This is a genomic window from Pseudomonas sp. R3-18-08, assembly GCF_003852065.1.
In the GTDB taxonomy this organism is placed as follows: Bacteria; Pseudomonadota; Gammaproteobacteria; order Pseudomonadales; family Pseudomonadaceae; genus Aquipseudomonas.
On sequence record NZ_CP027729.1, the window covers coordinates 1,344,306 to 1,370,724 of the forward strand.

26 protein-coding genes are annotated in these 26,419 nt (G+C 61.2%); 17 read left to right on the top strand and 9 right to left on the bottom strand.

The features are described from left to right. Positions 1 to 43 precede the first annotated feature (43 nt). The 3 genes from C4J92_RS06070 (at position 44) to recX (ending at position 2,162) form a co-directional block, all read left to right on the top strand. Positions 44 to 544 (top strand): CinA family protein, encoded by a 501-nt coding sequence (locus C4J92_RS06070; RefSeq protein ID WP_124403265.1) that lies wholly within the window; start codon positions 44 to 46, stop codon positions 542 to 544. A gap of 83 nt (positions 545 to 627) precedes the next feature. Next, positions 628 to 1,686, top strand: coding sequence for a recombinase RecA (gene recA, locus C4J92_RS06075; RefSeq protein ID WP_005785454.1), 1,059 nt, complete (start codon positions 628 to 630; stop codon positions 1,684 to 1,686). 8 nt (positions 1,687 to 1,694) lie between these two features. After that, the gene (recX, locus tag C4J92_RS06080) at positions 1,695 to 2,162 is read left to right on the top strand and encodes a recombination regulator RecX (RefSeq protein WP_124403266.1); all 468 of its coding nucleotides are present in this window, start codon (positions 1,695 to 1,697) and stop codon (positions 2,160 to 2,162) included. A gap of 62 nt (positions 2,163 to 2,224) precedes the next feature. Here the strand turns inward: recX and C4J92_RS06085 are convergent, their stop codons facing one another. Together C4J92_RS06085 and C4J92_RS06090 are read right to left on the bottom strand one after the other, a co-directional pair. After that, on the bottom strand, positions 2,225 to 3,337 hold the full coding sequence (locus tag C4J92_RS06085; protein WP_124403267.1) for a TIGR00730 family Rossman fold protein: 1,113 nt from the start codon (positions 3,335 to 3,337) through the stop codon (positions 2,225 to 2,227). Positions 3,338 to 3,622: 285 nt separating this feature from the next. Then, a complete protein-coding gene (locus C4J92_RS06090; protein ID WP_124361549.1) occupies positions 3,623 to 4,057 on the bottom strand; it encodes a PA3611 family quorum-sensing-regulated virulence factor in 435 nt (144 codons plus the stop codon). A 178-nt stretch (positions 4,058 to 4,235) separates the two neighbouring features. Here C4J92_RS06090 and C4J92_RS06095 point away from each other — a divergent pair, with 178 nt between their 5' ends. The 3 genes from C4J92_RS06095 to C4J92_RS06105 all read left to right on the top strand — a co-directional run bounded on the left by C4J92_RS06095 (position 4,236) and on the right by C4J92_RS06105 (position 6,294). After that, complete coding sequence (locus C4J92_RS06095) at positions 4,236 to 4,955, top strand: tRNA-uridine aminocarboxypropyltransferase (protein ID WP_124403268.1); 720 nt, start codon at positions 4,236 to 4,238, stop codon at positions 4,953 to 4,955. A 250-nt stretch (positions 4,956 to 5,205) separates the two neighbouring features. Continuing rightward, entirely contained in the window at positions 5,206 to 5,856 is a 651-nt protein-coding gene (gene erdR / locus C4J92_RS06100; protein WP_124361551.1) for a response regulator transcription factor ErdR, read from the top strand. A gap of 75 nt (positions 5,857 to 5,931) precedes the next feature. Then, on the top strand, positions 5,932 to 6,294 hold the full coding sequence (locus C4J92_RS06105) for a diacylglycerol kinase (protein ID WP_003189051.1): 363 nt from the start codon (positions 5,932 to 5,934) through the stop codon (positions 6,292 to 6,294). Positions 6,295 to 6,297: 3 nt separating this feature from the next. Here the strand turns inward: C4J92_RS06105 and C4J92_RS06110 are convergent, their stop codons facing one another. Further along, entirely contained in the window at positions 6,298 to 7,224 is a 927-nt protein-coding gene (locus C4J92_RS06110) for a LysR family transcriptional regulator (RefSeq protein WP_164487516.1), read from the bottom strand. 124 nt (positions 7,225 to 7,348) lie between these two features. Here C4J92_RS06110 and fpr point away from each other — a divergent pair, with 124 nt between their 5' ends. After that, complete coding sequence (fpr, locus tag C4J92_RS06115; RefSeq protein ID WP_003189055.1) at positions 7,349 to 8,128, top strand: ferredoxin-NADP reductase; 780 nt, start codon at positions 7,349 to 7,351, stop codon at positions 8,126 to 8,128. Positions 8,129 to 8,243: 115 nt separating this feature from the next. Here fpr and tsaA read toward each other — a convergent pair whose 3' ends face one another. The 5 genes from tsaA to rimO all read right to left on the bottom strand — a co-directional run bounded on the left by tsaA (position 8,244) and on the right by rimO (position 12,206). Beyond that, a complete protein-coding gene (gene tsaA, locus C4J92_RS06120; protein WP_124403269.1) occupies positions 8,244 to 8,939 on the bottom strand; it encodes a tRNA (N6-threonylcarbamoyladenosine(37)-N6)-methyltransferase TrmO in 696 nt (231 codons plus the stop codon). A 3-nt stretch (positions 8,940 to 8,942) separates the two neighbouring features. Continuing rightward, entirely contained in the window at positions 8,943 to 9,404 is a 462-nt protein-coding gene (locus C4J92_RS06125) for a DUF1456 family protein (protein ID WP_124361554.1), read from the bottom strand. A 70-nt stretch (positions 9,405 to 9,474) separates the two neighbouring features. Then, positions 9,475 to 10,185 carry an rRNA pseudouridine synthase gene (locus C4J92_RS06130; protein ID WP_124403270.1) on the bottom strand — a complete coding sequence of 237 codons (711 nt, stop codon included), beginning with the start codon at positions 10,183 to 10,185 and terminating at the stop codon, positions 9,475 to 9,477. A 110-nt stretch (positions 10,186 to 10,295) separates the two neighbouring features. After that, positions 10,296 to 10,766 carry a GNAT family N-acetyltransferase gene (locus C4J92_RS06135; protein ID WP_124403271.1) on the bottom strand — a complete coding sequence of 157 codons (471 nt, stop codon included), beginning with the start codon at positions 10,764 to 10,766 and terminating at the stop codon, positions 10,296 to 10,298. A gap of 99 nt (positions 10,767 to 10,865) precedes the next feature. Continuing rightward, complete coding sequence (rimO, locus tag C4J92_RS06140; RefSeq protein ID WP_124403272.1) at positions 10,866 to 12,206, bottom strand: 30S ribosomal protein S12 methylthiotransferase RimO; 1,341 nt, start codon at positions 12,204 to 12,206, stop codon at positions 10,866 to 10,868. Positions 12,207 to 12,495: 289 nt separating this feature from the next. Between rimO and C4J92_RS06145 the strand changes: the two genes are divergently transcribed. The 3 genes from C4J92_RS06145 to C4J92_RS06155 all read left to right on the top strand — a co-directional run bounded on the left by C4J92_RS06145 (position 12,496) and on the right by C4J92_RS06155 (position 16,090). Continuing rightward, the gene (locus C4J92_RS06145; RefSeq protein WP_124361561.1) at positions 12,496 to 14,397 is read left to right on the top strand and encodes a potassium transporter Kup; all 1,902 of its coding nucleotides are present in this window, start codon (positions 12,496 to 12,498) and stop codon (positions 14,395 to 14,397) included. Positions 14,398 to 14,576: 179 nt separating this feature from the next. After that, complete coding sequence (locus C4J92_RS06150) at positions 14,577 to 15,683, top strand: NADH:flavin oxidoreductase/NADH oxidase (RefSeq protein WP_124366074.1); 1,107 nt, start codon at positions 14,577 to 14,579, stop codon at positions 15,681 to 15,683. A 221-nt stretch (positions 15,684 to 15,904) separates the two neighbouring features. Further along, a complete protein-coding gene (locus C4J92_RS06155; protein ID WP_124403273.1) occupies positions 15,905 to 16,090 on the top strand; it encodes a hypothetical protein in 186 nt (61 codons plus the stop codon). Positions 16,091 to 16,241: 151 nt separating this feature from the next. On the opposite strand, the gene C4J92_RS06160 is transcribed toward C4J92_RS06155, so the two are convergent. Then, entirely contained in the window at positions 16,242 to 17,867 is a 1,626-nt protein-coding gene (locus tag C4J92_RS06160; RefSeq protein ID WP_124366076.1) for a glucan biosynthesis protein D, read from the bottom strand. Between the two features lie 302 nt (positions 17,868 to 18,169). Here C4J92_RS06160 and C4J92_RS06165 point away from each other — a divergent pair, with 302 nt between their 5' ends. From C4J92_RS06165 to C4J92_RS06195, 7 genes are all read left to right on the top strand, one after another. Further along, positions 18,170 to 18,877 (top strand): tellurite resistance TerB family protein, encoded by a 708-nt coding sequence (locus C4J92_RS06165; protein WP_124403274.1) that lies wholly within the window; start codon positions 18,170 to 18,172, stop codon positions 18,875 to 18,877. 192 nt (positions 18,878 to 19,069) lie between these two features. Further along, positions 19,070 to 20,692 (top strand): methyl-accepting chemotaxis protein, encoded by a 1,623-nt coding sequence (locus tag C4J92_RS06170; RefSeq protein WP_124403275.1) that lies wholly within the window; start codon positions 19,070 to 19,072, stop codon positions 20,690 to 20,692. Beyond that, on the top strand, positions 20,692 to 21,204 hold the full coding sequence (locus C4J92_RS06175) for a chemotaxis protein CheW (protein WP_124361567.1): 513 nt from the start codon (positions 20,692 to 20,694) through the stop codon (positions 21,202 to 21,204). Before C4J92_RS06170 ends, C4J92_RS06175 begins: the two co-directional genes overlap by 1 nt. Next, complete coding sequence (locus tag C4J92_RS06180; protein WP_124403276.1) at positions 21,201 to 22,460, top strand: protein-glutamate O-methyltransferase CheR; 1,260 nt, start codon at positions 21,201 to 21,203, stop codon at positions 22,458 to 22,460. The genes C4J92_RS06175 and C4J92_RS06180 overlap by 4 nt, the downstream gene beginning before the upstream one ends. Beyond that, entirely contained in the window at positions 22,457 to 23,158 is a 702-nt protein-coding gene (locus tag C4J92_RS06185) for a chemotaxis protein CheW (RefSeq protein WP_124403277.1), read from the top strand. Before C4J92_RS06180 ends, C4J92_RS06185 begins: the two co-directional genes overlap by 4 nt. After that, entirely contained in the window at positions 23,155 to 25,410 is a 2,256-nt protein-coding gene (locus C4J92_RS06190; RefSeq protein WP_124403278.1) for a hybrid sensor histidine kinase/response regulator, read from the top strand. Before C4J92_RS06185 ends, C4J92_RS06190 begins: the two co-directional genes overlap by 4 nt. Continuing rightward, positions 25,407 to 26,417, top strand: a complete 1,011-nt coding sequence (locus C4J92_RS06195) for a chemotaxis response regulator protein-glutamate methylesterase (protein WP_124403279.1) — start codon at positions 25,407 to 25,409, stop codon at positions 26,415 to 26,417. Before C4J92_RS06190 ends, C4J92_RS06195 begins: the two co-directional genes overlap by 4 nt. Positions 26,418 to 26,419 lie beyond the last annotated feature (2 nt).

A 26,419-nucleotide genomic window follows, 5' to 3' on the forward strand; every position in this document is an offset into this window, starting at 1 on the left:
TGCTGTAGGGTAGGCGAACCACCGCCCATTCCTGGAGACGACCGTGAAGGAAATCACTCAACTGGCTGCTGAACTGGGGCGCCGTTTGCAGGTGCTCAATGCCCATGTCACCACCGCCGAGTCCTGCACCGGCGGCGGTATTGCCGAGGCCATCACACGCATACCGGGCAGTTCGGCGTGGTTCGAGGCGGGCTATGTCACCTATTCCAACCGACAGAAAACCCGGCAATTGAACGTGCCGGAAAAACTGTTTTCCAAAGTTGGCGCCGTCAGCCAGGAAGTGGTCGAAGCGATGGTGCGAGGGGCACAGGAAAAAAGCCTGGCGCGGTTTGCCGTGGCGGTAAGCGGCGTGGCGGGCCCGGACGGTGGTACGCCGGGCAAGCCGGTGGGCACGGTCTGGCTGGCGTTCGGTGTGGGCGATGAGGTCACGGCCGAGCTTGCGCACTTCCCCGGTAACCGCGATGAAGTCCGGCGACAAACGGTAAAAGCCGCGCTGGAGGGCTTGTTGCGACGAGCTGCAGCAGAAATAGACAATCAGGGGTAGGCGATCTTCGATCTTTGTGGAACAATACTGTCTACTTATACAGGTGTTGGCCGTCAGGCCTTATTGATTACGTGAGGACTTTAATGGACGACAACAAGAAGAAAGCCTTGGCTGCGGCCCTGGGTCAGATCGAACGTCAATTCGGCAAGGGTGCCGTAATGCGTATGGGCGATCACGACCGTCAGGCAATCCCGGCTATCTCCACTGGCTCTCTGGGTCTGGATATCGCGCTCGGCATTGGCGGCCTGCCAAAAGGCCGTATCGTCGAGATCTACGGTCCTGAATCTTCCGGTAAAACCACCCTGACCCTGTCGGTGATCGCCCAGGCTCAGAAAATGGGCGCCACCTGCGCATTCGTCGATGCCGAGCACGCCCTGGATCCTGAATACGCCGGCAAGCTGGGCGTCAACGTCGACGACCTGCTGGTTTCCCAGCCAGACACCGGTGAGCAAGCCCTGGAAATCACCGACATGCTGGTGCGCTCCAACGCCATCGACGTGATCGTGGTCGACTCCGTGGCTGCCCTGGTACCCAAGGCAGAAATCGAAGGCGAAATGGGCGACATGCACGTGGGCCTGCAAGCCCGCCTGATGTCCCAGGCGCTGCGTAAAATTACCGGCAACATCAAGAACGCCAACTGCCTGGTGATCTTCATCAACCAGATCCGTATGAAAATCGGTGTGATGTTCGGCAGCCCGGAAACCACCACCGGTGGTAACGCGCTGAAGTTCTACGCTTCGGTTCGTCTGGATATCCGTCGTACCGGTGCGGTGAAAGAAGGTGACGAGGTTGTCGGTAGCGAAACCCGCGTCAAAGTCGTGAAGAACAAAGTAGCCCCGCCTTTCCGTCAGGCAGAGTTCCAGATTCTTTATGGCAAAGGTATCTACCTGAACGGCGAGATGATCGACCTGGGCGTGCTGCACGGTTTTGTCGAGAAGTCCGGTGCCTGGTATGCCTACAACGGCAGCAAGATCGGTCAGGGCAAGGCCAACTCGGCCAAGTTCCTGGCGGATAACCCGGATATCGCCGCCACGCTTGAGAAGCAGATTCGTGACAAGCTGCTGACCCCTGCGCCAGACGTCAAAGCCGCCGCCAACCGTGAGCCGGTTGACGAGATGGAAGAAGCCGACACTGACATCTGAAGCAAACGATGACTGTTGTACTGGATACACTCGTTGCCGTACGGCGCACTGCAATGGACCTGCTCGCACGGCGCGAGCATGGTCGAGTCGAGTTGACGCGCAAATTGCGTCAGCGCGGCGCAGAGCCCGAAATGATCGAAACGGCCCTCGACCGCTTGACGGAAGAGGGGCTGCTATCGGAAGCCCGATACCTCGAAAGCTTTGTGTCCTACCGCGCGCGCTCCGGTTATGGCCCTGCGCGGATTCGCGAAGAGTTGAGCCAGCGTGGTCTGCAACGTGCCGATATTGACCTCGCCCTGCGTGAGTGCGGTATCAGTTGGCAGTCGCAGCTGGAAGAGACTTGGCGCCGCAAGTTTTCAGGGCATCTGCCAATTGATGCCAGGGAGCGTGCGAAGCAAGGCCGCTTCCTGAGCTATCGCGGGTTTTCGATGGACATGATCACCCGCTTGTTAAGCGGTCGGGACATGGACGACTGAACGCCACAAAACGAAAGGCCCACTATGAAAATAGTGGGCCTTTTTTTTTCGCCTGCAAAAAATCACGCAGGCTGTGGCGCCACTCGCTGCTGCGTCTCGCCCTGAGCCTGGGCCCAGTTTTCTGGCAGGTTGATGTAATCCACCAATTCGCGCAATCGCCCCTGGTCACGGCCATTGAAGTTGAAGACCAGTCGCGTCAAATGGCTGAACCTTGGCTCGTCATGGTCTTCGCCTGTGTAGGCAAGCTGCTGGAATGCTCCGCTCAGCCGCAGGCTGGCAAACTCATCCTGCAAATGCGCCAGGGCTCGATCACTGAGTGGATGATTCATACGCACTACGAACTCACGCTTCAGCCAGCGCGTTGAATGGAAATTGGCATAAAACCGATTGATCTCGTCCACGGCTTCTTCTGCGCTGTAGACCAGGCGTATGAGCTTGAGGTCGGTCGGCAGGATATAGCGATTAGCCTCCAGCTGGCTGCGGATAAAATCCAGAGCGCCTTGCCAGAAGCCGCCGCCGGGTGCGTCCAGCAGTACCACCGGCACCAGCGGGCTTTTGCCGGTCTGGATCAGGGTCAGCACTTCCAGGGCTTCGTCCAGGGTGCCGAAGCCACCTGGGCACAGGATCAGTGCGTCGGCTTCCTTGACGAAAAACAGTTTGCGGGTAAAGAAGAAGTGAAAGGACAGTAGGTTGTCTGTGCCATCGATGGTCGGATTGGCATGCTGTTCAAACGGCAGGGTGATGTTGAACCCCAGGCTGTGCTCCAGGCCCGCGCCCTCATGCGCCGCAGCCATAATGCCGCCGCCGCCGCCGGTGATGACCATCAGGTCGGAACGCGCCAACGTCGCGCCTACCTCTCGAGCCAATGCATACAGGGGGCTTTCCACCGGAGTACGTGCCGAGCCGAACACCGTAACCTTGCGCCGCCCCTTGAACTGTTCGAGCACACGGAAGGCGTGGTCCAACTCACGAATGGCGCGCAAGGTGATCTTGGCGTTCCAACGGTCGCGGTCGTCCTGGGCCATGCGCAGAACGGTGAGGATCATGTCGCGATACAAGGGGATATTTGCACTGTTGGGGGCGATCAGCTGGAGTTGCGCGTCCACCTGGTGCGTGAGGTCGGTGCCATTTTGTTCAAAAAGCTGGAGCAGGGAGTCATTCGATTCATAAGGCATTCAACTTCTCCTTCTTCACAGGGCCTGGGTAGCCGACGAGCGTCGGCAGGGGCCACGACACTGCATGTGTCGTTGCTTGCCGCAGGAGGGCAGGCCTCTTTTGCCCTGAAAAAACGTTGCAGAACAGCAGTGAATGCTGCTGCGGGCGGGCGGATGGAATGATGCGATCATGGGCCGAAAAACCCTTGGCTGGCAACCGCTTATTGGTCACTCGTCATGGCGTTGGTCGTGGAGGCGGGGGGAGTGCGCGTCGCCAGGCAGCCACGCGCGAAAGGCAAGCCAGGGTTACTTTTTCTTCTTGGTCGGAGCCGGGCAGTCGGCTTCGGCGAATTTTACCGAGGCTACAGGACGGTTGGTCTTGTTCTCGGTAATTTCGTAGCGCATGACCGCGCCCTTCGCCATCAGCTCGCGGTAGCCTGGGTTGGTGCAGACACTGCGGCCCAGTTGGAAATACACCGCCTTGGGATTGGCACGCATCTGTTCGGCGCGGTCAGGCTGCACGCTCAGATGATCGATCAGTTGCGTGCCTTCAACGGTGTAGGCCACTTCCAGGGTTTTCTCATCGATTTCCCGGGGCAGGTCCTTGTTGCTTTCGGTCGCGACGCTTTGCAGCTTCCGGTTCATTTGAGCCTCCAGCAGCGAGGCTGCATGGGCGCCCACAGGCAAGGCCAGCGCAATAGCGACGGATGGGGCAACGAGGCGCAGCATGGAACGCAGCATCAAACTCTCCTGATTCGGTTACTGGTGCATAGACCAGCCACTGCGCTGTGCGTTCAGTGGCGCGCAATTATAGGTGAGCGCTTGCCACTACAGCCAGGCGTATCGCTGGTAAACTGCGCGCACTTCAATTGCTCTTGAGTGACCCTGTGTCGATTTACCCGTCTGTATGGCGCATCCGATGAGCCACGCCGTCTCCCGCTTGCGTACCCAGCGCCTGGCCCGAGCCGTCAGGCCTTTTCTTAATCGGGGATCGCGTGCCGAGCGGTGCACCGGTTGCCGAGTGATTCCCGAGTATTGCCTGTGCGCATGGCGACCAACGGTTCAGGCCAACGCTGCCATGTGCCTGTTGATGCACGACGTCGAACCGATGAAGCCCAGTAACACCGGCTGGCTGATCGCCGACGTTATCGACGACACCACGGCGTTCGCCTGGTCGCGCACCGAAGTCGATCCGGACCTGCTCACCTTGCTGGCCGATCCGCAGTGGCAGCCGTACATCGTGTTCCCCGGCGAATTCGTGGCGCCCGAGCGGGTGGTCAGCGCGGTGAATACCCAGGCGGGCAAGCGCCCACTGTTCATCCTGCTGGACGGCACTTGGAGCGAAGCGCGCAAGATGTTTCGCAAGAGCCCCTACCTGGAGCATTTGCCTGTGCTGAGCCTGGCGCCGGAGCAGCTGTCACGCTACAAGTTGCGCCGCTCCAAGCGTGATGATCATTTCTGCACCGCCGAGGTTGCCGCGCTGTGTCTGGAGTTGGCCGATGATCAGCTCGCCAGCGAAGTCCTGGACGCCTACCTCGATGTATTCAGCACGCATTATCTGGCCGCCAAGTTTCAGTTGCCTCTGGACGCGACGGACAGTGTCCACAAGCGTTTGGCGCCTTATATCCCGGCGGCCTGACCCCTCGACGTTCGCATGATGGCACCTTAATCGCGTAACCCGCTAAAATCCCCATGGGCGTAGCGCTTGACCCCCCAGGCTGCGCTGGGCATGCTGGGCGCCGATTGGGGCGCTAGCTTGGTTTTTCGACGTTGTTTCGCGTGTTTTTGACGTTGAGCGTGCCCCGTGGCGATGGCTGCCTGGCTGTTGCTTGTGTACTGGCGGACCCTGAACCCATCAGGGCTCCCCTAAAAACAGGATCATTTAATCAATGGCCACATACGAAATCCTGATAGCCGATGACCACCCGCTGTTTCGCAGTGCGCTGCATCAGGCCGTAACCCTGGGCCTTGGCCCGGATGTGCGACTGGTCGAAGTCGCCAGCATTGCCGAGCTGGAAGCCCGCCTGACTGAAAAATCCGACTGGGACCTGGTGCTGCTCGACCTGAACATGCCCGGCGCCTATGGTTTTTCGGGGTTGGTGCTGCTGCGCGGGCAATATCCGCAGATTCCCGTGGTGATGGTCTCGGCCCAGGAAGACGCCGATGTGGTGGTGCGCTCCAAGGAGTTCGGCGCCAGCGGCTTCATTCCCAAGTCCAGCGCGATGGAAGATATCCAAAAGGCTGTGCGTGCCGTACTGGACGGCGATGTGTCCTGGCCACCGCAAGCGTTTGAAGAAATCAACGTGTCCGAGGAAGCCAAGGCGGCCCGTGATGGCTTGGCCAGTTTGACGCCCCAGCAGTTCCGGGTGTTGACCATGGTCTGCGAGGGCTTGTTGAACAAGCAGATTGCCTACGAGCTGAGCGTGTCGGAAGCGACCATCAAGGCCCACGTCACGGCGATTTTCCGTAAGTTGGGGGTGCGAACGCGCACCCAGGCGGCGTTGCTCTTGCAACAACTTGAGTCAATTTCGCAGCATTAAGTTACAACCGGTTCACGCTTTTTTGACTTTGCGTGATCTAGCTTCCCCACTTCTTTGGTTCAGTTGCCTACATCTATGTCGCCTTTCAAGGGTCAAACCGGTATCAAACGTATCTTCAACGCAGGGGGCTATTCCCTGGATGGCCTGCGCGCGGCTTTCACTGGCGAGGCGGCGTTCCGCCAGTTGGTACTGCTGAACGTCATCCTGATTCCGTTGAGTTTTTTCCTGCAGGTCAGCCGCGTCGAACGGGCGTTGCTGATTGCCGTGTGCCTGCTGGCGCTGATCGTCGAATTGCTCAACTCGGCGGTGGAGGCGGCCATCGACCGCATTTCCCTGGACCGCCACCCGCTGTCAAAAAATGCCAAGGACATGGGCAGCGCCGCGCAATTCGTGGCCTTGACCATGATCACGCTGGTGTGGGCGGTCATTCTGATCTAACGATCAGGCGATGCTCGGCAATACGATTTCGTCGCTGCGCTGAACCCCGGCGGTAAAAGCGCGGCACAGTTCCAGGAACTCGCGCATCGCCGAGGTCTGGTACTTCTGCTTATGCCAGATAAAGTAGAATTGCCGGGCCAGGTCCAGGTCCGGAGTCTCTACCGGCACCAGGCTGCCACGCCGGAACGCATCGCGCAGTGCCAGTCGCGAAATGCAACCAATCCCCAAACCCGACTCCACTGCGCGTTTGATCGCCTCGGTGTGTTCCAGCTCCAGGCGGATATTCAGTGCGCTACGATGATGGCGCATAGCCTGGTCAAATGTCAGGCGCGTGCCTGAGCCCTGTTCCCGCAGGATCCACGCCTCATGGGTCAGCTCATCCATGCTGGCCACGCCACGCTTGGCCAAGGGATGCTGGGGCGCGCAGAACACCACCAGCTCATCCTCCACCCAAGTCTGCACTTCGATGTCCGGATGACTGCAATCGCCTTCAATCAGACCCAGGTCAATTTCGTAATGCGCCACCTGATGCACGATATGCGCAGTGTTTTGCACATGCAGTTTCACTTGGCTCTCGGGGTGCTGCTGCATGAAGCTGCCGATCAGCAGGGTGGCCAGGTAATTGCCGATGGTCAGGGTGGCGCCCACGGCCAGTGAGCCAAAGCCGGACTTGCCATTGAGCAGGTCCTCGATCTCCTTGGCCTGGTCCAGCAGTGCCACCGCTTGAGGCAGCAATTGATGCCCGAGCGCATTGAGGCTCAGGCGTTTGCCGGCGCGGTCGAATAATTGGCAGCTGGATTGGCGCTCCAGCTCGGTAATCGAAGTGCTGGCGGCGGATTGGGATAAGGCCAGAAGGCCAGCAGCGCGGGAGACGCTTTCCTGCTGGGCGACGGCGACGAAGACTTGCAGTTGACGGAGAGTGAATCGCATATCGATATAACCGATAACCCTTATCTTAATAATCCAGTTAACAGATATTGTCGCCGCCATTAGAATGCTGTGCAATTGCGCACTTCACCTGTGGCGCAGGCCCATTTCCAGGAGTCCCCCGTACATGAGCAACATGAACCACGAGCGTGTCCTCAGTGTTCATCACTGGAACGACACTCTGTTCAGCTTCAAGTGCACCCGCGATCCGGGTTTGCGCTTCGAGAACGGTCAGTTCGTGATGATCGGCCTGCAACAGCCCAACGGCCGCCCGCTCATGCGCGCCTATTCCATTGCCAGCCCGAACTGGGAAGAGCATCTGGAATTCTTCAGCATCAAGGTGCCGGATGGCCCGCTGACTTCCCAGTTGCAGCATTTGAAGGAAGGCGACGAGATCATCATCAGCAAAAAACCGACAGGCACCCTGGTGCTTGACGATTTGAAGCCGGGCAAACATCTGTACCTGCTCAGCACCGGCACGGGCCTCGCGCCATTCATGAGCGTGATCCAGGACCCGGAGACCTACGAGCGTTTCGAAAAAGTGATCCTGTGCCACGGCGTGCGTTACGTCAACGAAGTCGCCTACCGCGAATTCATCACCGAGCACCTGCCGCAGAACGAATTCTTCGGCGAGGCCCTGCGTGACAAGTTGATCTACTATCCGACCGTGACCCGCGAGCCGTTCGAAAACGAGGGCCGCCTTACCGACCTGATGCGCAGCGGCAAGCTGTTCAGCGACATCGGCCTGCCACCGATCAACCCCGAAGACGACCGCGCCATGCTGTGCGGTAGCCCAAGCATGTTGGACGAGACCAGCGAAGTGTTGAACAGCTTCGGTCTGAAAGTTTCGCCGCGCATGCGTGAGCCGGGTGATTACCTGATCGAGCGTGCGTTCGTCGAAAAATAAACGCGATCAAACAATGTGGGAGGGGGCTTGCCCCCGATTGCGGTGGATCAGTCATAGATGAGTTGACTGACACACTGCTATCGGGAGCAAGCCCCCTCCCACATTTGTTTCCGGTTTATTTGGCCGGCACCACTTCCAGCACACAAATCAGCCCCGCCTCGGGATAGTGCCAACGCACATCCACATCCCAGAACTGCACACCGTACTCACGTTCGGGCCCAGGCGTCTGGTAGGCAGGGCGCGGGTCCTGCGCCAGGCACTGGTCGATCAACTCTACTAACGGCTCGCCAAGACGCTGCGCATGGCCCTGGGCCTGTTGCAGTGCAGTCTTGAGCCACTGCACGCCAATCAGTTGCGGCGCACCGCTGGCGATGCGGTTGGTGGCGGTATCAACGATGTCGGCATAGGGCACATACGGCTTGATATCCAGCACCGGCGTGCCGTCGAGCAAATCGATCCCGGAAATCCACAGGCGCCCCGGTTCTACCTTGTCCAGCTTTACCACCGACTGGCCGATGCCATTGGGCCGATGGGTCGCGCGGGTGGCGAATACGCCCATGGCGGTGTTGCCGCCCAGGCGTGGCGGGCGCACTTTAAGGCGTGGCTTGTCTTCCAGCGCCTGGTGGAACATAAACAGCAGCCACACATGGCTGACCTGTTCCAGGCCCTGCACGGCTTCGCCGCCATCGAACGGCGCCACCAGCTCCAGCACACCGCGGGCGGCCGGCGCCAGTTGCGGCTGGCGCGGGATAGCGAACTTCTCCTTGAAGCAGGAGCGTACGAAGCCGACGGGCGCGACCTGATAACTCATGGCTTACGCGCGAACCCGCAGCGTCAGCCCCTTGAGGAAGTTGCGCAGCAACTGGTCACCACAGGTGCGGTAGTTGGTGTGACCGAACTTGCGGAACAGCGCGCTCAGCTCCGGCTTGGACACTGGGAACTCGGCAGCCTTGAGGATGGCGTGCATGTCGTCTTCCTTCAATTCGAAGGCCACGCGCAGTTTTTTCAGGATGATGTTGTTGGTCACCGGGGTTTCGATCGGCTGCGGCGGACGGCTTTCGTCCTTGCCGCGCTTGAACATGACCAAGCCATCGAGGAAATGCGCCATCACCTCATCCGGGCAGAACACGAAGCCTTCTTCCTCATCTTTCTTGAGGTAAGTCAGCACGTCTTCCTTGGTTACGTCCATGCCGCCGAGCTTGATGATCTCGACCATCTTGTTGTCGCTGATGTCGAGCATGTAGCGCACGCTGCGCAGTACGTCGTTGTGAATCATGGTGGGCAATCCTGGTTTTCAACGGGGTAGACACTGCCCAATCAGGCAGTGTCGGGAAAAGGGCACCGGCTTAGAACTTCTCTTTGCCGGACAGGTAACGCCATTGGCCCACGGGCACTTTGCCAATGGAGACGCCACCGATGCGAATGCGACGGATAGCGACGACTTTCAAGCCAACGGCCTCGCAGAACAGCGCTATCACCCCCGGCTGCGGGTTTTTCAGCGCAAACCGCAGGCGGTTCTCGTTCTGCCAGCTGGCTTTCACGGCCGGCAGCTCCTTGCCTTTGTAGGTCAGGCCGTGGTTCAGGCGGTTGAGGCCGTGGGCGGCCATGTCGCCCTCAACTTCCACCACGTATTCCTGCTCGATCTTGGCGGCATCGGCGGTCAACTTGCGCAGAATCTTCCAATCCTGGGTGAACACCAGCAGGCCGCTGGCCTTGGCTTGCAGGTCGGCACTGGCGGTCAGGCGCAGGAAGTGACCCTTGAGCGGGCGCTTGCTGAAGCGGTGTTCTTCCGACAGCGTCTCGGCGCTGATCGACGCCATGGCCGTCTCGGCATCCATGCCCGCCGGAGCGTGCAGCAGAATGGTCACCGGCTCCGGCACGGTGGCTTTGGCCTCTGGGTCCAGCTCGACCTTCTGGGTGGTGACCTTGAATTGCGGTTCGTCGATCACTTCACCGTCCACCGAGACCCAGCCGCCTTCGATAAACAGCTCAGCCTCCCGACGGGAGCAACCGACCAGTTCGATAAGGCGTTTGGAGAGGCGTATGGGGTCAGTCATGACAAGGGCCGTAACAAAAGGGGGCGGCTATTGTACCTGTGTGGGGCCGGTTAATCCCGGCCCCATTTCAGCGTGGTGCTTTATTGATAAAGCGCGATTCAAAAGGGGGGTCAGCCACTGCCTATGTGCTGCTGCTGGCGCAGGCGCATATGCAGCAACGGATAAGGCTGGCCCAGGCCGTCGTGTTCCGTGCGCCCGATTACTTCAAAGCCTTGCTTGAAGTAAAATCCCAGCGCCTGCGGGTTCTGCTCGTTCACGTCCAGCTCATCGGCATTCATGCACTCGATCGCATAGCGCAGCAGTTGCCCGCCCAGGCCCTGGCCTCGAAACGGTGGGTCGATAAACAGCATTTCGACCTTGCCCGCAGCCACCCCGGCGAACCCGGTGATGCGTTGGCGCGCGTCCTTGGTGCAGATCAGCATCACGGCGTCCAGATAGCGAGTCAGCACCTGGTTTTTCAGGCGCAGGATGTAGCTGTCCGGCAAGAAGTCGTGGGTAGCCCGCACCGAGGCCTCCCAAATGCGTGTCAACTCTGGGTAGTCGCGGGTTTTAGGTGTGTGGATGACCGAATGTTGACGCATGCCCGCGACCCTTGCCTTAATGGGACTGATGGGCAAAACGATAGACGTAAAAAAGCCCCGCATCCTGTTCAAGAGCGGGGCTTTTTCATTTTTTTACAATCAATCGCGCTTTTCAGCCCACAAGTCATACTCGTCGGCGTCAGTCACCGTGCACCAGACCTTATCGCCTGGTTTCAAGCCGCTGGCGTCGTCGATAAACACGTTACCGTCGATTTCCGGCGCATCGAAGAAGCAACGGCCAACCGCGCCTTGCTCGTCGACTTCGTCGATCAGCACTTCGATTTCCTTGCCGATGCGCAGTTGCAGACGCGCCGAGCTGATCGCCTGCTGGTGCGCCATGAAGCGCTCCCAACGGTCTTGCTTGACGTCGTCCGGCACCACGGCCAGGTCCAGCAGGTTGGCCGGGGCGCCTTCAACCGGCGAGTACTGGAAGCAGCCGACGCGGTCCAGCTGGGCTTCGGTCAGCCAGTCCAGCAGGTACTGGAAGTCTTCCTCGGTTTCGCCGGGAAAACCGACGATAAAGGTCGAGCGGATGATCAGGTCCGGGCAGATTTCGCGCCAGTTCTTGATGCGCGCCAGGGTCTTGTCTTCGAAGGCCGGGCGTTTCATGGCCTTGAGCACCTTGGGGCTCGCGTGCTGGAACGGGATGTCCAGGTACGGCAGGATCTTGCCGGCGGCCATCAATGGGATCAGCTCGTCAACGTGCGGGTACGGGTAAACGTAATGCAGGCGCACCCACACGCCCAGGCTGCTCAAGGCTTCGCAGAGTTCGGTCATGCGGGTTTTCACCGGCGCGCCATTCCAGAAACCGGTGCGGTATTTGACGTCGACGCCATAGGCGCTGGTGTCCTGGGAAATCACCAGCAGCTCTTTCACGCCGGATTTGACCAGGCGCTGGGCTTCGTCCAGCACGTCGCCGACCGGACGACTGACCAGCTTGCCGCGCATCGACGGGATGATGCAGAAGCTGCAGCTGTGGTTGCAGCCTTCGGAAATCTTCAGGTAAGCGTAATGACGCGGTGTCAGCTTGACGCCTTGCGGCGGCACCAGGTCGATCAGCGGGTTGTGGTCCTGGCGCGGCGGCACCACGGCGTGTACGGCATTGACCACCTGCTCGTACTGCTGCGGGCCGGTCACCGCCAGCACGCTTGGGTGGACGTTGCGGATATTGCCTTCTTCCACGCCCATGCAGCCGGTCACGATGACCTTGCCATTTTCCTTGATGGCTTCGCCGATCACTTCCAAAGACTCAGCCTTGGCCGAGTCGATGAAACCGCAGGTGTTAACCACCACCACGTCGGCGTCCTGGTAAGTGGATACGACGTCATAGCCTTCCATACGCAGTTGCGTGAGGATGCGCTCGGAGTCAACCAGAGCCTTCGGGCAACCCAGGGATACAAAGCCGACCTTGGGGTTGGCTTTTGCGATGGTGGTGGACATGTCTAACCTCGGTATTGAATGACGCCGCCAGTCGGGCACGACACGGCGGTACACGGGCGTTTGTGACGCCTCTGATCAAAAAGTGCGCAATTCTAGCGGCGGGCCACGCACTTGACCAGCTTTATGCAGGGAAATGCGACGAGTGCTGCGCTATGCTTCGCGCCGTTGCGCGTAGGTAAAATCCTAAGGTCAACAAAACGTCTGTTACGAGAAGTAAAACAGCGCATGCTAGGGGCCGTTTGGGCACGTTGTTTTTAAAAGACCTCAGGTCAAAGGGCAGGAGTGGTTGATGGGTCAGGCAAGTAGTCAGGCAGCGGGTGCCGAGCATTCAAATGCCAAGCCGATTGGCATGCTGGTGGCAGCGGTCGGGGTGGTGTACGGCGATATCGGCACCAGCCCGCTCTACACCCTTAAAGAGGTGTTCAACGGCGGTTATGGGGTGCAGGTCAACCATGACGGCGTATTGGGGATCCTGGCGCTGATCTTCTGGTCGCTGATCTGGGTCGTGTCGATCAAGTACATGCTGTTTGTGCTGCGCGCCGATAACCAGGGCGAAGGCGGCATCATGGCACTGACCGCCCTGGCGCGTCGGGCGGCGGGGGAGCGCAGGAAGTTGCGCAGCTTCCTGGTGGTGTGCGGCTTGTGCGGCGCCGCGCTTTTCTACGGGGACAGCATGATCACCCCGGCGATTTCGGTATTGTCGGCCGTCGAGGGCCTGGAACTGGCTTTCGATGGCCTGGAACGGTGGGTAGTCCCTATCGCACTGGTGGTCCTGGTGGCGCTGTTCCTGATCCAGAAGCACGGCACAGACCGCATCGGCAAGCTGTTCGGCCCGGTGATGGTGACCTGGTTCCTGGTGCTTGGCGGCCTCGGCGTGTATGGCATCACTTTGCACCCTGAGGTGCTCAGCGCCATGAACCCGATGTGGGCCGTGCGCTTCTTCGAGGCGCACCCCGGAATTGGCGTGGCCATCCTCGGCGCAGTGGTGCTGGCCCTGACCGGGGCGGAAGCGCTGTATGCCGACATGGGCCACTTCGGCCGCAAACCCATCGCCCGCGCCTGGTTCATCCTGGTGCTGCCGGCGCTGGTGCTCAACTATTTCGGCCAGGGCGCCATGCTGCTGGGCGATCCGGAAGCGGCCCGCAACCCGTTCTACCTGCTGGCGCCAAGCTGGGCGCTGGTCCCGCTGGTGGTGCTGTCGACCCTGGCCACGGTGATTGCCTCCCAGGCGGTGATTTCCGGTGCGTTCTCGTTGACGCGCCAGGCGATCCAGTTGGGCTACATCCCGCGCATGCACATTCAACACACCTCCAGCGCCGAACAGGGCCAGATCTATATCGGCGCGGTGAACTGGTCGCTGATGGTCGGCGTGATCCTGCTGGTGCTGGGCTTCGAGTCTTCCGGTGCGCTGGCGTCGGCCTATGGCGTAGCGGTGACCGGCACCATGCTGATGACCACGATCCTGGTGTCTGCGGTGATGCTGCTGCTGTGGAAATGGCCACCGGTGCTGGCCGTGCCGGTGTTGCTTTGCTGCCTGTTGGTGGACGGGCTGTACTTTGCCGCCAACGTGCCGAAGATCATCCAGGGCGGCGCCTTCCCGGTATTGGCCGGGATCGTGCTGTTCGTGCTGATGACCACTTGGAAGCGCGGCAAGCAATTGCTCGTCGAGCGCCTCGATGAAGGTGGCCTGCCGCTGCCGATATTCATCAGCAGTATCCGCGTGCAGCCGCCCCATCGCGTGCAGGGCACGGCGGTGTTCCTCACGGCGCGGCCCGACGCCGTGCCCCACGCGCTGTTGCACAACCTGCTGCATAACCAGGTGCTGCACGAGCAGGTGGTGCTGCTGACCGTGGTCTACGAAGACATCCCGCGTGTGCCTGCGACGCGGCGTTTCGAAGTAGACGCCTATGGCGAAGGGTTCTTCCGGGTGATCCTGCACTTCGGCTTTACCGATGAGCCGGACGTGCCCGAGGCGCTGAAGCTGTGCCATCTGGACGAACTGGATTTCAGCCCGATGCGCACCACCTACTTCCTCAGCCGTGAAACCGTGATCGCCTCGCGCATCAAAGGTATGGCGCGTTGGCGCGAAGCGTTGTTCGCGTTCATGCTGAAGAATGCCAACGGCAACCTGCGCTTCTTCAAACTCCCGGTCAACCGGGTGATCGAACTGGGCACCCAGGTCGAAATGTAAGGCGCTGTCCTGCGGGAGCCGGCAATCGGCTCCCGGTTTACTTCTGAACCGTTTACCTGAACCGTTTACCTCTGAACCGTTTACCTCTGAACCCTGTGCGATCCGTCGTTGTCGACTAGGCTCTAAGCACCATGAAAGAGAGCCTTGGAGCTTGCCCACAGAACCCGAAGAGGTGCGCCATGAGTCAGCTGCTCGAACCCTACACCCTGCGTCAACTCACCCTGTTGAACCGCATCGCGGTCTCACCGATGTGCCAGTACTCAAGTGAGGATGGCCTGGCCAACGACTGGCACCTGGTGCACCTGGGCAGCCGCGCCGTCGGTGGCGCCGGGCTGATTTTTACCGAAGCCACCGCCGTGACCGCCGATGGCCGCATCACCGCCCAGGACCTGGGCCTGTGGAAAGACGAACAGATCGAGCCCTTGCAACGCATTACGCGCTTCATTGCGGCTCAAGGCGCGGTGGCGGGTATTCAGTTGGCGCACGCCGGGCGCAAGGCCAGCACGTATCGGCCCTGGATTGGCAAGCATGGCAGCGTCAAGCCAGCAGACGGTGGCTGGGTGCCGGTCGGCCCATCGCCCATCGCATTCGACCCCCAGCACACCCAACCCACGCCGCTGGACGAAGGGCAGATCCAGCAGGTGATCGCCGATTTTGTCGCCGCCGCCAAGCGTGCCTTGACTGCCGGCTTCGAAGTGGTAGAGATCCATGCCGCCCACGGTTACCTGCTGCATCAGTTCCTGTCGCCCATCAGCAACCAGCGTCAGGACCAGTACGGCGGCTCGTTCGAAAACCGTATCCGCCTGGTCCTGGAAGTCACCCGCGCGGTGCGCGACGTGTGGCCCCAGGACTTGCCGCTGTTTGTGCGCGTGTCGGCCACCGACTGGGTGGAGGACGGCTGGAACCCCGATGAAACCGTCGAACTGGCGCGCCGCCTGAAAGACCTGGGCGTGGACTTGATCGACGTGTCCTCTGGTGGCACCGCCGCCAACGCCGAAATTCCCACTGGCCCCGGCTACCAGACGCGCTTTGCCGAGCGTGTGCGCAAAGAGTCGGGCATCGCCACCGGCACGGTCGGCATGATCACCGAACCGGCCCAGGCCGAACACATCCTGCGCACCTGCCAGGCCGACCTCATCTTCCTCGCCCGTGAATTGTTGCGCGATCCGTACTGGCCGCTGCATGCCGACGATGACCTGGGCGGGCGCAAGGCGATCTGGCCGGCGCAATATCAGCGGGCGACGCACCGCGACCAGCCGATTCATGAGTCCGATCTCAGGGATTGATCCTTAGCGTATGCCTACAGAGCCCACCCTGATCCGGTGGGTTTTTTTTGCCCGCCTATATGAAGAAGGCGGATTTAAGCGACGAATGCATGGGAATCGACTGTAGGTATTTATTACCGATCTAATTATTTAAGTTAATACTCTAAAAAAATCCCACACGTAACTGGATTCTTTCTAAGCTTAAGGCAGGAGTATTGGATCGATATCAGGAGAAGTAGTCCATGGCCAAGTCCTATGGTGTAGCGGGTGGGGTGTTATCTTTTCTGACCCGCAGGATGTCCTTGCGTGGCCGCAGATTGAGTTCGGATGAAGTTGAATTGCTGGCGCATTATCGCGCCCTGACCGAGAGCGACCAGGTAGCGATGCGCTATCTGATCGGGGCGATGAAAACCGTGTCGCGGTTCTGAATGACGAAACGGGCTCGCCACGATGCCCGTCAGGCAAGGCGAACACGGTACCTGTGGCGAGGGAGCTTGCTCCCGCTGGACTGCGCAGCAGTCCCATCGTTTGGGGTCGCTTCGCGCCCCAGCGGGAGCAAGCTCCCTCGCCACAGATGGTTCAGGTGTATTTGCGCTTGTCCGGCGCGGGAGGGAAGTACTGATACAGCCAGGTTTCGCTCAAGGTGCGGTCCTGGGTGCGGATAAACAAGCGCAGCTCTACCGGCTCCACGCTGTCGCTGGTGGGGTACCAGTCGAACAGAATGCGATAGCCCTTGATGTTATCGAGCACCAGCACGCTGAAGTCTTTCACCTCGCCGTGGGAGCAGGTGACCACCGGCTCGATGCCCGTGCCGGGTGGCAAACGGTCCAGGCCGCCGCCCTTGAAGTCCACGGCAAAGCGGCGTGCCCACACCTCAGGGTAATGCTCGCCCGGGGCCCAACCTTCGGTGAACCCACCCATGCCTGAACGGGTCGCGTCGACCTGGGCCAGCGGTGTGCTCACCGGTGGCAGGGCGCTCCAGTAGAGCTTGTAGCCGTAGTTGAGCGAATCACCGGCCGCCACCGGCTTTTTCGGGGTCCAGAAGGCCACGATGTTATCGAGGGTTTCGCCGGTGGTCGGGATTTCCAGCAGGTCGATCGAGCCCTCACCCCAAGCGGTGGTGGGTTCCACCCACAGGCTGGGGCGCTTGCTGTACCAGTCCACCGTGTCCTGGTAACTGGCGAATTCGTGGTCGGTTTGGACCAGGCCAAAACCTTTGGGATTAGTGTCGGCGAATGCGTTGAATTGCAGCTTGGCCGGGTTGTTCAGCGGGCGGCAGATCCACTCGCCGTTGCCGCGCCACATGGCCAGTCGGTCCGAGTCGTGAATTTGCGGGTGGATGGTGTCGCACATCCGCCGCTCATGCGTGCCGCAACTGAACATGCTGGTCATTGGCGCAATCCCCAGCTGTTCGATGGCGGTGCGCGCGTTGATATGCGCGTCGATGGCCATCACTACTTGATTGGCCTGGCAGTCGATATCGAAGCGGTAGGCGCCGGTAGCGCTGGGCGAATCGAGCAGGGCGTAGACCACGAAGCGGGTAGCGTTCTTGTCCGGGGTTTCGAACCAGAACTGCGTGAAGTCAGGGAATTCCTCACGTTTTTTCGCATAGGTGTCAATGGCCAGGCCGCGCGCCGACAGACCGTACTGGCCGGTGGAGTCCACTGCACGGAAGTAGCTGGCACCGAGGAACGACAGCACGTCATGCCGGTCCAGCTCCGGCGCCTTGAACAGCTTGAAGCCGGAGAAACCCAGATCGCCGGTCAGTTGTTTAGTGTCGACCGTGGTTTTTTCATAGTTGAACAGCGAAGGGCGGAAATGCACTTCGCGGGCCTCGCGGGTGTTGGGGTCGACGCTGTGCATGCGCACCGGCGTCTTGAAACCCATGCCGACGTGGAAAAACTGCACGTCCAGCTGCCCCTTCAGTTCCTTCCACAACGAATGGTTGGCGTCATAGCCGATGGCGTTGAAATTCTGTGGCGTCATGGTCGCCAAGGTGGGCGGCAGCACCTGCCGAGTATCTTTATACGCGCTGCCGGCCAGCTGCTTGGCCTGGGCTTTGAGCGTTTCAAAATCGAATGCCACGGCCTTGCCATCGGCGGCACGGTTGCCGGCCCAGGCCTGCGCGGCCAACAGGCCACTGGCCGACAAACCGGTGTAGGCCGCAATGGCCATGGACGCTTTGAGCAAATTCCTGCGGTGCATAGAGACAACCTGTCGTGAGCGAATCCCGCGCCGTTCCTGGCACGTAACGGATCAGAAATAACGGTTCGGACATGCCTTCGGCCAAACGCAACGGACAATAAACAGACGCCGGATAGCTTAAGCGGTTCGATGGTGAAGGAAAAATCATTGATGGCGGGATGATTGCGCCGCTGTGCAACAAGACATTTCTGATATCAGGGTGAGCGTTACATCTGGAAGCACTCTAGATCGGGGCTTTTTTGCACTTAGTTTTACGCTGGGGGCCTATTGGTCCTACGAACCCAAGTGTCTGGAGGCTACGCATGAATACCCGTGGATTGCTCGATCAGTTGCTCAAGTCTGGTCAGGACATGTTGCAGAACAAGGCTGGCGGCCAGCGCCCATCAGCCGACAAAGGCGCCCTCGGTGGGCTGCTTGGCGGCGGCGGGCTCGGCAGTTTGCTCGGTGGCGCCGGCGGTGGCGCACTGGCGGCCGGCGCCATGGGCTTGCTGCTGGGCAACAAAAAGGCCCGCAAATTCGGCGGCAAGGCCCTGACCTACGGAGGCCTGGCCGCCTTGGGGGTCATCGCCTACAAAGCCTATGGCAATTGGCAGGCGCAGCAGGCCAGCGCGCCCCAGGGTGAGCCGCAGACCATCGACCGCCTGCCGCCGGCCCAGGTCGAGCAGCACAGTCAGGGCATTCTCAAGGCGCTGGTTGCCGCCGCCAAGGCCGACGGCCACGTGGATGAGCGTGAACGCGCGTTGATCGAAGGCGAGTTCACCAAACTCGATAACGACCGCGAGCTGCAAACCTGGCTGCACGCGGAGCTGAACAAACCCCTCGACCCGGCCGACGTCGCCCGCGCCGCCAGCACCCCGGAAATGGCCGCCGAAATGTACATCGCCAGCGTGATGCTGGTGGACGAGGAAAACTTCATGGAGAAGGCCTACCTGGACGAACTGGCACGCCAACTGAAGCTTGAGCCGGGTTTAAAGGTAGAGCTGGAGAAACAGGTACGTCTCAACACATAAGCAGCGCCGTGCATCCATTCAAGTGTGGGGAGAGCAAGCCTCTCCCACATTTAAATCGAGGCTGGTTCGAGCCGCCGCAATGGCGCAGCCCAATACTGGCACTGTTGCCAAAACCCCCGAAAACCATTGATTAGTAGACGCCTTCGCTCAGCTATACTCCCCTCCATTTGAATGGCCCTGCGAGGAATTACTGTGAAGAACTGGACCCTGCGCCAACGGATTTTGGCGAGCTTTGCGGTAATCATCGCGATCATGCTGCTGATGGTTGTGCTCTCGTATTCGCGGCTGCTGAAAATCGAATCCAGCGAAACCCTGGTCCGGGACGACGCCGTGCCTGGCGTGTTTTTAAGCTCGATGATTCGCAGCGCCTGGGTCGACAGCTACCTGCAAACCCAGGAGTTGGTGGGGATCCACAAGAACCAGGGCATTTCCGAGGACGACAAGCAGGATTACAAATCTTTCGAGGCGCGCCTTGAGAAGTACATGGCCGATTACGCGAAAACCATCAACTTCACTCGGGACCGCAACGAGTTCGATGCCTTCGAAAAATTCCACCAGAGCTACAACCAGACCCTCGCCAAAGTGCTTGAAGCGCAGCAGAACAACAACGCCGCCGAGGCACTCAAGCTGTTCAACGAACAACTGACGCCCGCCTGGGTCGCCGGCCGCATGAAACTCAATGACATCATCCTCGCGAATAAACAGGTCGCCGACGACGCCACCAGCGCCATCGACACTGCCGTCGAGGCCGCGAAGATCAGCATGGGCGTCTCGCTGCTGCTGGCGATTCTTGCCGCCGCGCTGTGTGGCCTGCTGCTGATGCGCGCAATCATGGCGCCGATGCAGCGCATCGTCGATATCCTCGAAACCATGCGCACCGGCGACCTGAGCAAGCGCCTGAACCTGGAGCGCAAGGACGAGTTCAACGTGGTTGAAACCGGCTTCAACGACATGATGACCGAACTGACCGCTCTGGTTTCCCAGGCACAGCGCTCGTCGGTGCAGGTCACGACCTCGGTGACCGAGATCGCCGCCACCTCCAAGCAGCAGCAGGCGACCGCCACCGAAACCGCCGCCACTACCACTGAAATCGGCGCCACTTCCCGTGAAATCGCCGCGACCTCCAAGGACCTGGTGCGCACCATGATCGAAGTGTCCACCGCCGCCGACCAGGCCTCGGTCGCCGCCGGTTCCGGTCAGCAGGGCCTGGCGCGCATGGAAGAAACCATGCACTCGGTGATGGGCGCCGCCGACCTGGTCAATGCCAAGCTGGCGATCCTCAATGAAAAGGCCGGCAACATCAACCAGGTGGTAGTGACCATCGTCAAAGTGGCGGACCAGACCAACCTGCTGTCCCTCAATGCCGCCATCGAGGCCGAGAAAGCCGGTGAGTACGGGCGCGGTTTTGCCGTGGTCGCCACCGAAGTGCGCCGCCTGGCCGACCAGACCGCCGTCGCGACGTACGACATCGAGCAGATGGTGCGTGAGATCCAGTCGGCCGTATCGGCAGGCGTGATGGGCATGGACAAGTTTTCCGAAGAGGTGCGCCGAGGCATGTTCGAAGTGCAGCAGGTGGGTGAGCAACTGTCGCAAATCATCCATCAGGTGCAGGCCCTCGCGCCGCGGGTGCTGATGGTCAATGAAGGCATGCAGGCCCAGGCCACCGGCGCCGAGCAGATCAACCACGCGCTGGTGCAACTGGGCGATGCCAGCAGCCAGACCGTCGAGTCCCTGCGCCAGGCCAGTTTTGCCATCGATGAACTGAGCCAGGTTGCGGTCGGTCTGCGCAGCGGCGTGTCGCGTTTCAAAGTCTGATGAGCGACCTCGCGGCTAAACGCGGCGCCGTCCCGGCAGCGAAAAAGGCATTGTTCCTGGTGTTCCACATCGGCAGTGAACGCTTTGCCCTCAAGGCGACGGAAGTAGTCGAGGTGCTGCCGCGCCTGCCGCTCAAACCCATCGCTCATGCACCGGTGTGGGTGGCGGGCATCTTTGCCCATCGCGGCGCGCTGGTGCCGGTCATCGACCTGAGCGCCTTGACGTTCGGCGTTGCGGCCCAAGCGCGTACCAGCACGCGGCTGGTGCTGGTCAATTATCAGCCACAGCCCTGGAGCGAAGCGCGTTGGCTGGGGCTGATTCTGGAGCAGGCTACCGACACCTTGCGTTGCGACCCCGCCGAATTCCAGCCCTATGGCCTGGATAACCGCCAGGCGCCTTACCTGGGACCGGTGCGCGAAGATGCGCTGGGCTTGATGCAATGGATTGGCGTCGCCGAGCTGTTGACCGATGACGTGCGCGCCTTGCTGTTTTCCAGCGAGTTGAGCCTATGAGCAGTGACCCGCGCTTCTGGGCCTTCCTTAAAGAACGCATCGGCCTGGATGTTGCCTCGGTGGGCGAGGCGATCATCGAGCGCGCGGTGCGCCAGCGTTGCCAGTTGTCCCAGGCGCAGACGGCAGAAGCGTACTGGCAGCTCCTGCACAGCTCCCATGATGAGCAGCAGGCGCTGATCGAAGCGGTGATCGTCCCCGAAACCTGGTTTTTCCGTTACCCCGAGTCCTTTGCCACCTTGGCCCGCCTGGCCCACGCACGGTTGGCCGAAATCAAGCAGATGCGCGCCTTGCGCATTCTCAGCCTGCCATGCTCCACCGGCGAAGAGCCCTATTCGATCGCCATGGCCCTGCTTGACGCGGGCCTGGCACCGCACCAATTCAAAGTCCAGGGCATGGACGTCAGCCCGCTGTCGGTGGAGCGTGCGCGCCGCGGCGTGTACGGCAAGAACTCGTTTCGCGGCGGCGACCTTGAGTTCCGCGATCGTCACTTCACTGAAGACGGCGGTGCCTATCGCATTGCCGACCGGGTTCGCGAACAAGTACGCCTGCAAGTCGGCAACTTGCTCGACCCGGCCCTGTTGGCCAATGAGCCCACCTACGACTTTGTGTTCTGTCGCAACCTGCTGATCTACTTCGACCAGCCGACCCAGAAGCAAGTCTTTGACGTGCTCAAGGAACTGACCCACGTCGACGGCGTGCTGTTTATCGGCCCGGCCGAAGGCGGCCTGCTGGGGCGCCATGGCATGCGTTCGATTGGCGTGCCGCAGTCGTTTGCGTTCAGTCGGCATGTGGAGCCGGCCGCACCCGCTCCGGTGTTTGTACCGATGCCGGTGCCTACGTTGCAGCGCAGTCCGGCGCCGATCGCGCTCAAGCCGCGCCCGTTCAGCACGGCCGGCACCCAGGCGCCACCGGTCAAAGCGCCGCCCCCGGAGGCAGGCGAGATGCTCAACCAGATCGCCATCTTGGCCAATCAAGGCAAAAGTGCCGAGGCCCGCGCTGCCTGCGAACGTTATTTGAACAGCCATCCGCCGGCCGCCGCCGTGTTCTACTGGCTGGGCCTGCTCAGCGATGTCGCCGGCAGCGCCGTGGAGGCGCAGAGTTATTACCGCAAAGCCTTGTACCTGGAACCGCAGCATCCGCAGGCCTTGATGCACCTGGCCGCGTTGCTCGAGTCCCAGGGCGACAGTGCGGGGGCGCGCCGTTTGCAGGCGCGCGCCGCGCGTAGCGAGCGAGCTGACAGTGAGTCCAAACGATGAGTAGCCCTGACGCGCTCGGCACCGCAGGCCTGGACCTGACCCTGGCCGACACCCAAGCCATTGATGACTGCTGGAACCGCATCGGCATTCATGGCGACAAATCCTGCCCCTTGCTGGCAGAACACATCCATTGCCGCAACTGCTCGGTGTATTCCGCCGCCGCCACGCGTTTGCTCGACCGCTATGCGCTGCAGCAGGACGACCGGCCCGCGCAGGCGGCTGGCGAACTCGACCACCAGGTGGTCACCCGCTCCTTGCTGATGTTCCGCCTCGGCGAAGAGTGGCTGGGCATCGCCACCCGTTGCCTGGTGGAGGTGGCGCCATTGCAACCGATCCACTCGCTGCCTCACCAGCGTTCCCGGGCGTTGCTGGGCGTGGCCAACGTGCGCGGGGCATTGGTGGCCTGCCTGTCGCTGGTGGAATTGCTCGGCCTGGACAGCAGCAGCACAGGCGCCACCGGCGGGCGCATCATGCCGCGCATGCTGATCATTGCCGCCCAGGATGGCCCGGTGGTTGTGCCGGTGGACGAAGTGGATGGCATTCATGCCATCGATGAACGCACCTTGAACGCCGCATCGGCCTCCGGCACCCAGGCCAGCGCGCGCTTCACCCAGGGTGTCGTGCAGTGGAAAGGCCGCAGCCTGCGCTGGCTGGACGAAGCCCAATTGCTGTCCGCCGTGACCCGGAGCCTCGCATGACCCCCGACCAGATGCGCGATGCTTCGCTGTTGGAATTGTTCAGCCTGGAAGCCGACGCGCAAACCCAGGTGCTCAGCGCAGGCCTGCTCGCGCTGGAGCGCAACCCGACCCAGGCCGACCAGCTCGAGGCCTGCATGCGCGCCGCGCATTCGCTCAAGGGCGCGGCGCGGATTGTCGGCGTGGAGGCCGGCGTCAGCGTGGCCCATGTCATGGAGGATTGCCTGGTCAGCGCCCAGGAAGGCCGCCTGTACCTGCAGCCTGAACATATCGACGCGTTGCTGCAGGGCACGGATTTACTGATGCGCATCGCCACCCCGGGCAATGACGTCGGGCCTGCGGATATCGCCGCCTATGTGGCGCTGATGGAGCGCTTGCTGGACCCGTCGCAACCCAGCGCGGCGCCCGCACCGAAACCCGCGCCAGTGATCGAAGCGCCGGAACCTGAGCCAGCGCCAGCCGTGCCGAGCGAGCCGCCGCGTCAGAGCAAACCGATGACCGAAGGCGGCGAGCGCGTGCTGCGGGTCACGGCCGAGCGCTTGAACAGCCTGCTGGACCTGTCCAGCAAGTCGCTGGTGGAAACCCAGCGACTCAAGCCTTACCTCGCCAGCCTGCAGCGCCTCAAACGCATTCAAAGCAACAGCCTGCGGGCCCTGGATGTCCTGGACGGTCACCTCAAGGTCGTCGATTTGAACCTCGAGGCCCAGGAAGCCCTGGCCGATACCCGCCGCCTGTTGAGCGAAGCCCAGGCGCTGCTGGCGGAAAAAAATGCCGAGCTGGACGAGTACACCTGGCAGGCCGGCCAGCGGGCCCAGGTGCTTTACGACACCGCATTGGCCTGTCGCATGCGCCCGTTTGCCGATGTGCTGGCCGGGCAAGCGCGCATGGTGCGCGACCTCGGTCGCAGCCTGGGCAAGCAGGTGCGCCTGGAAATCGAAGGGGAAAAGACCCAGGTCGACCGCGACGTGCTGGAAAAGCTCGAGGCGCCCCTGACGCATTTATTGCGCAATGCCGTCGACCACGGCATCGAAATGCCCGAGCAGCGGCTGCTGGCGGGCAAGCCGGCGGAAGGCTTGATCCGCCTGCGCGCGTCGCATCAAGCCGGGCTGCTGGTGCTAGAGTTGAGCGATGACGGTAACGGCGTCGACCTTGAGCGCCTGCGCGGCACCATTGTCGACCGGCACTTGTCCCCCGTGGAAACCGCGCTGCGCCTGAGCGAGGAGGAATTGCTGACGTTCCTGTTCCTGCCGGGGTTCAGCTTGCGCGACAAGGTCACCGAAGTCTCCGGTCGCGGCGTAGGCCTGGATGCGGTGCAGCATATGGTGCGTCAATTGCGTGGCGCGGTGGTGCTGGAGCAGACGGCAGGGCAGGGCAGCCGTTTTCATCTGGAGGTGCCGCTGACCCTGTCGGTGGTGCGCAGCCTGGTGGTAGAAGTCGGCGAAGAGGCGTATGCCTTCCCGCTGGCGCACATCGAACGCATGTGCGACCTGGCCCCCGAGGACATTGTGCAACTGGAAGGTCGCCAGCATTTCTGGCACGAGGGCCGGCATGTCGGGCTGGTCGCCGCCAGCCAGCTATTGCAGCGTCCACCGGGGCAGACCCCTTCGGAAACCTTGAAGGTGGTAGTGATCCGCGAGCGCGATGCCGTGTATGGGATTGCCGTGGAACGCTTCATCGGCGAGCGCACCCTGGTGGTATTGCCGCTGGATGCTCGCCTGGGCAAGGTCCAGGATATTTCCGCCGGAGCCTTGCTCGACGATGGCTCGGTGGTGTTGATCGTCGACGTGGAAGACATGCTGCGTTCGGTGGACAAGTTGCTCAACACCGGCCGCCTGGAGCGCATCGCAAGGCGCAGCCAGCAGGCCACCGAAGCGCCGCGCAAGCGCGTGCTGGTGGTGGACGACTCGCTGACCGTGCGTGAGCTGCAACGCAAGTTATTACTCAATCGCGGTTATGAAGTGGCCGTCGCGGTCGATGGCATGGATGGCTGGAACGCATTGCGCTCCGAGGATTTCGACCTGCTTATCACAGATATTGATATGCCACGCATGGACGGTATTGAATTGGTCACACTCTTGCGCCGTGACAGTCGCCTGCAATCGTTGCCGGTGATGGTGGTTTCCTACAAGGACCGCGAAGAAGACCGACGCCGTGGCCTCGACGCCGGCGCCGACTATTATTTAGCCAAAGCCAGCTTCCACGACGACGCCCTGCTCGACGCCGTGGTTGAATTGATTGGAGGCGCCCGGGCATGAGGATTGCAATCGTCAATGACATGCCGTTGGCCGTCGAGGCGTTGCGTCGCGCCTTGAGTTTCGAGCCCGCCCATGAAGTGGTGTGGGTCGCCAGCAATGGCCTGGAAGCGGTGCAGCGTTGCGCTGAGGTGATCCCGGATTTGATCCTGATGGACTTGATCATGCCGGTGATGGACGGCGTGGAAGCGACCCGCCAGATCATGGCCGATACGCCATGCCCGATCGTGATCGTCACCGTGGACCGCCAGGCCAACGTCAGCCGTGTCTTTGAAGCCATGGGCCACGGCGCGTTGGATGTGGTGGACACGCCAGCGCTGGGGGTGGGCAACCCCAAGGATGCGGCGGCGCCGTTGTTGCGCAAGATCCTCAATATTGGCTGGCTGATCGGCCAGCGCGGCAGCCGCGTGCGTGCTGAAACCGCGCCGCAGCGCAGCACCGGCAAGCGCCAAAGCCTGGTGGCCATTGGTTCGTCGGCGGGTGGCCCGGCGGCCCTGGAAGTGCTGCTCAAGGGGTTGCCGCGTGACTTTCCTGCCGCGATCGTGCTGGTGCAGCATGTGGATCAGGTGTTCGCCGCCGGAATGGCCGAGTGGTTGAGCAGTGCGTCCGGCCTGCCGGTGCGCCTGGCCCGTGAAGGGGAGCCGCCCCAAAGCGGGGTGGTCTTGCTGGCCGGTACCAACCACCATATTCGCTTGTTGAAAAATGGCACGCTAGCCTATACCGCAGAGCCGGTGAACGAAATTTACCGGCCTTCCATCGATGTGTTTTTTGAAAGTGTCGCCAGCCATTGGAACAGTGACGCCGTCGGCGTACTGCTGACCGGCATGGGGCGCGACGGGGCCCAGGGCCTCAAGTTGATGCGAGAACAAGGATATTTGACCATCGCCCAGGACCAGAACAGTTCGGCGGTGTATGGCATGCCCAAAGCGGCAGCGGCGATTGACGCCGCTGTTGAAATTCGCCCACTGGACAGAATTGCGCCGCGACTGCTGGAGGTCTTTGCAAAATGATC

Excerpts from the sequence above, each read along its gene's own strand:
- C4J92_RS06165 (WP_124403274.1), top strand. The coding sequence starts at position 18,170 with ATGAATACCCGTGGATTGCTCGATCAGTTGCTCAAGTCTGGTCAGGAC.
- rimO (WP_124403272.1), bottom strand. The coding sequence starts at position 12,206 with ATGTCCACCACCATCGCAAAAGCCAACCCCAAGGTCGGCTTTGTATCC.
- C4J92_RS06135 (WP_124403271.1), bottom strand. The coding sequence starts at position 10,766 with ATGCGTCAACATTCGGTCATCCACACACCTAAAACCCGCGACTACCCA.
- recA (WP_005785454.1), top strand. The coding sequence starts at position 628 with ATGGACGACAACAAGAAGAAAGCCTTGGCTGCGGCCCTGGGTCAGATC.
- C4J92_RS06110 (WP_164487516.1), bottom strand. The coding sequence starts at position 7,224 with ATGCGATTCACTCTCCGTCAACTGCAAGTCTTCGTCGCCGTCGCCCAG.
- C4J92_RS06150 (WP_124366074.1), top strand. The coding sequence starts at position 14,577 with ATGAGTCAGCTGCTCGAACCCTACACCCTGCGTCAACTCACCCTGTTG.
- C4J92_RS06145 (WP_124361561.1), top strand. The coding sequence starts at position 12,496 with ATGGGTCAGGCAAGTAGTCAGGCAGCGGGTGCCGAGCATTCAAATGCC.
- fpr (WP_003189055.1), top strand. The coding sequence starts at position 7,349 with ATGAGCAACATGAACCACGAGCGTGTCCTCAGTGTTCATCACTGGAAC.
- C4J92_RS06155 (WP_124403273.1), top strand. The coding sequence starts at position 15,905 with ATGGCCAAGTCCTATGGTGTAGCGGGTGGGGTGTTATCTTTTCTGACC.
- C4J92_RS06195 (WP_124403279.1), top strand. The coding sequence starts at position 25,407 with ATGAGGATTGCAATCGTCAATGACATGCCGTTGGCCGTCGAGGCGTTG.
- C4J92_RS06125 (WP_124361554.1), bottom strand. The coding sequence starts at position 9,404 with ATGATTCACAACGACGTACTGCGCAGCGTGCGCTACATGCTCGACATC.
- C4J92_RS06090 (WP_124361549.1), bottom strand. The coding sequence starts at position 4,057 with ATGCTGCGTTCCATGCTGCGCCTCGTTGCCCCATCCGTCGCTATTGCG.
- C4J92_RS06095 (WP_124403268.1), top strand. The coding sequence starts at position 4,236 with ATGAGCCACGCCGTCTCCCGCTTGCGTACCCAGCGCCTGGCCCGAGCC.
- C4J92_RS06160 (WP_124366076.1), bottom strand. The coding sequence starts at position 17,867 with ATGCACCGCAGGAATTTGCTCAAAGCGTCCATGGCCATTGCGGCCTAC.
- C4J92_RS06185 (WP_124403277.1), top strand. The coding sequence starts at position 22,457 with ATGAGTAGCCCTGACGCGCTCGGCACCGCAGGCCTGGACCTGACCCTG.
- tsaA (WP_124403269.1), bottom strand. The coding sequence starts at position 8,939 with ATGAGTTATCAGGTCGCGCCCGTCGGCTTCGTACGCTCCTGCTTCAAG.
- C4J92_RS06190 (WP_124403278.1), top strand. The coding sequence starts at position 23,155 with ATGACCCCCGACCAGATGCGCGATGCTTCGCTGTTGGAATTGTTCAGC.
- C4J92_RS06130 (WP_124403270.1), bottom strand. The coding sequence starts at position 10,185 with ATGACTGACCCCATACGCCTCTCCAAACGCCTTATCGAACTGGTCGGT.
- C4J92_RS06175 (WP_124361567.1), top strand. The coding sequence starts at position 20,692 with ATGAGCGACCTCGCGGCTAAACGCGGCGCCGTCCCGGCAGCGAAAAAG.
- erdR (WP_124361551.1), top strand. The coding sequence starts at position 5,206 with ATGGCCACATACGAAATCCTGATAGCCGATGACCACCCGCTGTTTCGC.
- recX (WP_124403266.1), top strand. The coding sequence starts at position 1,695 with ATGACTGTTGTACTGGATACACTCGTTGCCGTACGGCGCACTGCAATG.
- C4J92_RS06085 (WP_124403267.1), bottom strand. The coding sequence starts at position 3,337 with ATGCCTTATGAATCGAATGACTCCCTGCTCCAGCTTTTTGAACAAAAT.
- C4J92_RS06105 (WP_003189051.1), top strand. The coding sequence starts at position 5,932 with ATGTCGCCTTTCAAGGGTCAAACCGGTATCAAACGTATCTTCAACGCA.
- C4J92_RS06180 (WP_124403276.1), top strand. The coding sequence starts at position 21,201 with ATGAGCAGTGACCCGCGCTTCTGGGCCTTCCTTAAAGAACGCATCGGC.